At 69.7% G+C, this 4,457-nt stretch carries 4 protein-coding genes; 2 read left to right on the top strand and 2 right to left on the bottom strand.

Annotation, left to right across the window (positions count from 1 at the left end; translation table 11 throughout):
- The coding region (locus E1283_RS32560) for an acyl-CoA desaturase (RefSeq protein WP_132821762.1) at positions 1 to 990 on the top strand (990 nt) is incomplete at its 5' end.
- Positions 990 to 1,676 (top strand): TetR/AcrR family transcriptional regulator, encoded by a 687-nt coding sequence (locus E1283_RS32555; RefSeq protein ID WP_132821764.1) that lies wholly within the window; start codon positions 990 to 992, stop codon positions 1,674 to 1,676. The genes E1283_RS32560 and E1283_RS32555, both read left to right, overlap by 1 nt.
- Before the next feature lie 134 nt (positions 1,677 to 1,810).
- Here E1283_RS32555 and E1283_RS32550 read toward each other — a convergent pair whose 3' ends face one another.
- Together E1283_RS32550 and E1283_RS32545 are read right to left on the bottom strand one after the other, a co-directional pair.
- A complete protein-coding gene (locus tag E1283_RS32550; protein ID WP_132821763.1) occupies positions 1,811 to 2,221 on the bottom strand; it encodes a rodlin in 411 nt (136 codons plus the stop codon).
- Between the two features lie 113 nt (positions 2,222 to 2,334).
- Positions 2,335 to 4,224, bottom strand: coding sequence for a rhamnogalacturonan lyase (locus E1283_RS32545; protein WP_165956328.1), 1,890 nt, complete (start codon positions 4,222 to 4,224; stop codon positions 2,335 to 2,337).
- Positions 4,225 to 4,457 lie beyond the last annotated feature (233 nt).

Here is a 4,457-nt window from a genome sequence, read left to right as displayed (position 1 = left end):
CCGCCCCCCGCCGAGCCGCCGCCCTCCGCCACCCTCGGCGGCGAGCGGCGCGGCACCGCGGAACAGGTCGCCCTCGCCCTGTTCATCACGGTGCCGTTCCTGGCGCTGCTCGCCGCCGTCCCGCTGGCCTGGGGCTGGGGCGTGAGCTGGCTCGACCTGACGCTGATGGTGGTCTTCTACTACGTCGGCTGCCACGGCATCACGATCGGCTTCCACCGGTACTTCACGCACCGCGCGTTCAAGGCGAAGCGGCCGATGAAGATCGCGCTGGCCATCGCCGGCTCGCTGGCCTCCGAGGGCCCGGTGGTGCGCTGGGTGGCCGACCATCGCAAGCACCACAAGCACTCGGACGCCGAGGGCGACCCCCACTCCCCCTGGCGGTACGGCGAGACCGTGCCGGCCCTGGTCAAGGGCCTGTTCTGGGCCCACATGGGCTGGATGTTCGACCGCGAGCAGACGCCGCAGCACATCTACACGCCCGACCTGGTCAAGGACCCCGACCTGCGCCGGATCTCCCGGCAGTTCACGCTGTGGACCACGGTGACGCTGCTGCTGCCGCCGCTGCTCGGCGGGCTGATCTCGTGGTCCTGGGAGGGCGCGCTGAGCGCCTTCTTCTGGGCCTCGCTGGTGCGGGTCGCGCTGCTGCACCACGTCACCTGGTCGATCAACTCGATCTGCCACGCCACCGGCAAGCGGCCGTTCCGCTCCCGGGACCGCTCCGGCAACGTGTGGTGGCTGGCCGTGCTGTCCTGCGGAGAGTCCTGGCACAACCTGCACCACGCGGACCCGACCTGCGCCCGGCACGGCGTCGACCGCTGGCAGCTCGACTCCAGCGCCCGGCTGATCAGCTGGTTCGAGAAGGCCGGCTGGGTCTACGACGTCCGCTGGCCCAAGCAGTCGCGAATCGACGCCAAGCGGATCATCCCGGGCAGCAACGGCATGGATCCGGGAGAAAACCGTAAGGAAGCGGCCGCAACCAACACGGCATGATGGGTGGCGTGGCGACCGATAACAGCATCAAGGACGACGGCAAGGGCAGGAATCCGCGCACTACGCGGCGGGCCCGCCGGAGAATGACGGGCACCGAGCGCCGGGAACAGCTGCTGGACATCGGCCGCACGCTCTTCGCGGAGCGCGGCTTCGAAGGCACCTCGGTGGAGGAGATCGCGGCCAAGGCCGGGGTCTCCAAGCCGGTGGTGTACGAGCATTTCGGCGGCAAGGAAGGGCTCTACGCGGTCGTCGTCGACCGTGAGATGAGCCGGCTGCTCTCGATGGTGACCGGCGCGCTGACCGCCGGTCACCCGCGCGAGCTGCTGGAACAGGCGGCGTTCGCGCTCCTCGACTACATCGAGCAGTACACGGACGGCTTCCACATCCTGGTGCGGGACTCGCCGGTGGCCCAGTCCACCGGCACCTTCGCCTCACTGATCGGCGACATCGCCACCCAGGTCGAGGACATCCTGGGCGTCGAGTTCAAGGGCCGCGGCTTCGACGCCAAGCTGGCGCCGATGTACTCCCAGGCGCTGGTGGGCATGGTGGCGCTGACCGGCCAGTGGTGGCTCAACGTGCGCAAGCCGCAGAAGGCCGAGGTCGCGGCCCACCTGGTCAACCTCGCGTGGCACGGGCTCCAGGGCCTGGAACACGAACCGCAGCTGGTGGGCCGCCGCCGGGCGTAGGCCCGGTCCCGGCGGCCGGGCGGAGAAACCGGGCAAAGAAAAGCGACCCCCTCCCCAGGGGTGGTGTTGGGGAGGGGGCCGTCTCATTGCGGAGCACCGGTCAGAAGGCCGAAGAACCCGGGGTCCGCTGGTCCTCAGCTGTTGCCAGCACCGTTCCCGGAGAGAACCGGGATGTTGCTGAGGAAGTGCGACAGCGGGTCGTCGCCGTCGATCTGGACCGAGTTCTCGGTGCAGTTCTGGCTGTTCTTGCTGGTGAGCAGGTCCTGGACGCCGATCGGAATGGCGATGACCTGGACCACGTTCTGCAGGTCGAGGTTCGGAGGAACCGAGACGCAGATCTCGTTCAGCGAGCCGTTGACGAGCCCGATGTTGGGGCTCATGTAGCCGCCGGTGGTGATGTTGCCGGTCGCCCGCTTGTTGCCGTTGCCACTGATCGTGGTGGGGCCCTCGTCGTCACCGATGGCCATGGCCGGGGCGGCAGCCATGCCCGCCACACCGACGGCGGTGGCCGCGACGGCAGCCGTGGCAAGCGTCTTCTTCAGCACTTGGCTTGTCCTTCCGAGTTCTGGAGTGCCCTGTTCTTGGAGCGCACTGAACAACGCGTCGACCCGGAATCGGTTGCCGCCGTTCACCCGATTTGCCCAATCCGGCTGTTTGCTCAGCGCCCGGTTGACGCTTGGGCGATTGTCGGCCTGGGTGCCGCTCCCATGCCGTAGCCGAGGTAGAAGCCGGGATGCGGCGGCTGGTTGTAGGCGGTGTTCTGCCAGGCGAGGCCGGTGCGGTACATCCGGTCCTGGAGCAGGGTGGTGATCCGGTGCGAGGTCTGGATCGGGGTGGAGTAGATCCGCAGCGCGTTGTTGTCGCTGGTGCGCCAGATGACCTCCTCGCGCCAGTCGCCGAGGATGTCGCCGGAGAGCACCGGGGTGGCCTTGGTGCCGTTGTTGGAGGCGACGCCGGAGCCGGTGAGCAGCCGGGTGTCGCCGCCGGTGCCGTACTTGTCGATCCGGGTCTGGTCCAGCAGCTCACGGCTCAGGTCGCCGTCCCACCAGGCGAGGAAGTTGACGCTGGACGGCTCGCGGCCGATGTTTCCGCCGCCCAGGTCGCGCAGCGCGGTGTCGGACGCCGACCAGAACTGGCCGCCGACCCGCCCCTCCACGATGTTGCCGCCCACGCCGCGGCCGTTGTCCGAGCCCGACCCGGTCTGCCAGAGGATCTGGCCGTTGGCCGGGTTGATGCGGAGCGAGGACGGCTGGGAGGTGGACTCGGAGACCTTGAAGTACTCCAGACCCGCGCTGTTGGGGTCGAAGTCGCCGAGGTGCTGGGCGTCGCCGTGGCCGGTGCGGGTGGTCCACAGCGAGTTGCCGTTGTCGTCCACCGCCATCGCGCCGTAGACGATCTCGTCCCGACCGTCGCGGTCGACGTCGCCGATGGACAGGGAGTGGCTGCCCTGCCCGTCGTAGCCGCGCCCCGTGTTGGTCGAGCTGTTGGTGTCGAAGGTCCAGCGGCGGGTCAGCTGCCCGTTGCGCCAGTCCCAGGCGGCGATCACCGTACGGGTGTAGTAGCCCCGGGCCATGATGATCGAGGGCCGGTCGCCGTCCAGATAGGCGGTGCCGGCCAGGAACCGGTCGACGCGGTTGCCGTAGTTGTCACCCCACGACGAGACGGTGCCGCGGGCCGGCACGTAGTCCGTGGTGGCCAACGCGGCGCCGTTCCGGCCGGAGAACACCGTCAGGTACTCCGGGCCGGACAGGACGTAGCCGGAGGAGTTGCGGTAGTCGGCGCTGGAGCTGCCGATCACCTGGCCGGTGCCGGAGACGGAGCCGTCGGCCGTCTTCATGACCACCTCGGCGGAGCCGTCGCCGTCGTAGTCGAAGACCTGGAACTGGGTGTAGTGCGCGCCGGAGCGGATGTTGCGGCCCAGGTCGATGCGCCACAGCCGCTGCCCGGAGAGCGTGTAGCCGTCGACGATGGTGTTGCCGGTGTAACCCGACTGGGAGTTGTCCTTGGCGTTGGTGGGCTGCCACTTCAGGACGATCTCCAGCTCGCCGTCGCCGTTGAGGTCGCCGACGGACCCGTCGTTGGCCTCGTAGGTGTAGGCCACCCCGTCGGGGGTGGTGCCCCCGGCCGGACGCTGGATCGGCACGTCGTAGTAGCCCGAGCGGAACTGGATCGCGTGCGGCGAGAACGCCTGCTCCGTGCCGTTGACGACGGCCCGGACACGGTAGTCGGCGCTGTTGGGCGCACCGGAGTGGAAGTAGTTCGTCGCACCCGTGATGTTGGAGGCGACCAGGGTGTCACCCCGGTACAGGTTGAACGCGACGTTGTCCGGATCGGACGCCAGGAACCGCCAGCTGACCAGGTTGCCACTGCCGGTGTAGACACTGACCAGGCCGCGGTCCAGGCTCTCCAACTGGGCCAACGGCCGCACGTCGTCCTGGGCGGCGGCCTCGGCGTCGGCGGCGGTCGCGGTGGCGGCGGAGCCGCCGAGCCCGGTCGCGACGACGGCCGCGGTGGCCGCGACACAGAACCAGCCTCGCAGCCTGCTCATCCGGCTCCGGCGCCGTGTGGCGCGGCGTTGCGCAGCAGACACGGTTTCTCTCCTCGGGGGATCGGGGGTGGCGAAGATCGAGCACTGCGAAGTCGCCGCGCGGCGCGAAAAGGTTGCCGTGCCGGCCTTGCGGCCTACCGCCTCGCCGCGACCCCGGCCCCACGGGGCGCAGGCCGGCACGGGGGCACATCTCCCCCGGCCGGTCCCCCGGTCGGTCCCCTACGGCCTGGGGC

The sequence above is a fragment of the Streptomyces hainanensis genome (assembly GCF_004348415.1).
Classification (GTDB): domain Bacteria; phylum Actinomycetota; class Actinomycetes; order Streptomycetales; family Streptomycetaceae; genus Streptomyces; species Streptomyces hainanensis.
The sequence above is the reverse complement of the archived record's forward strand: the minus strand, read 5'-3'. Positions and strand labels throughout refer to the sequence as shown.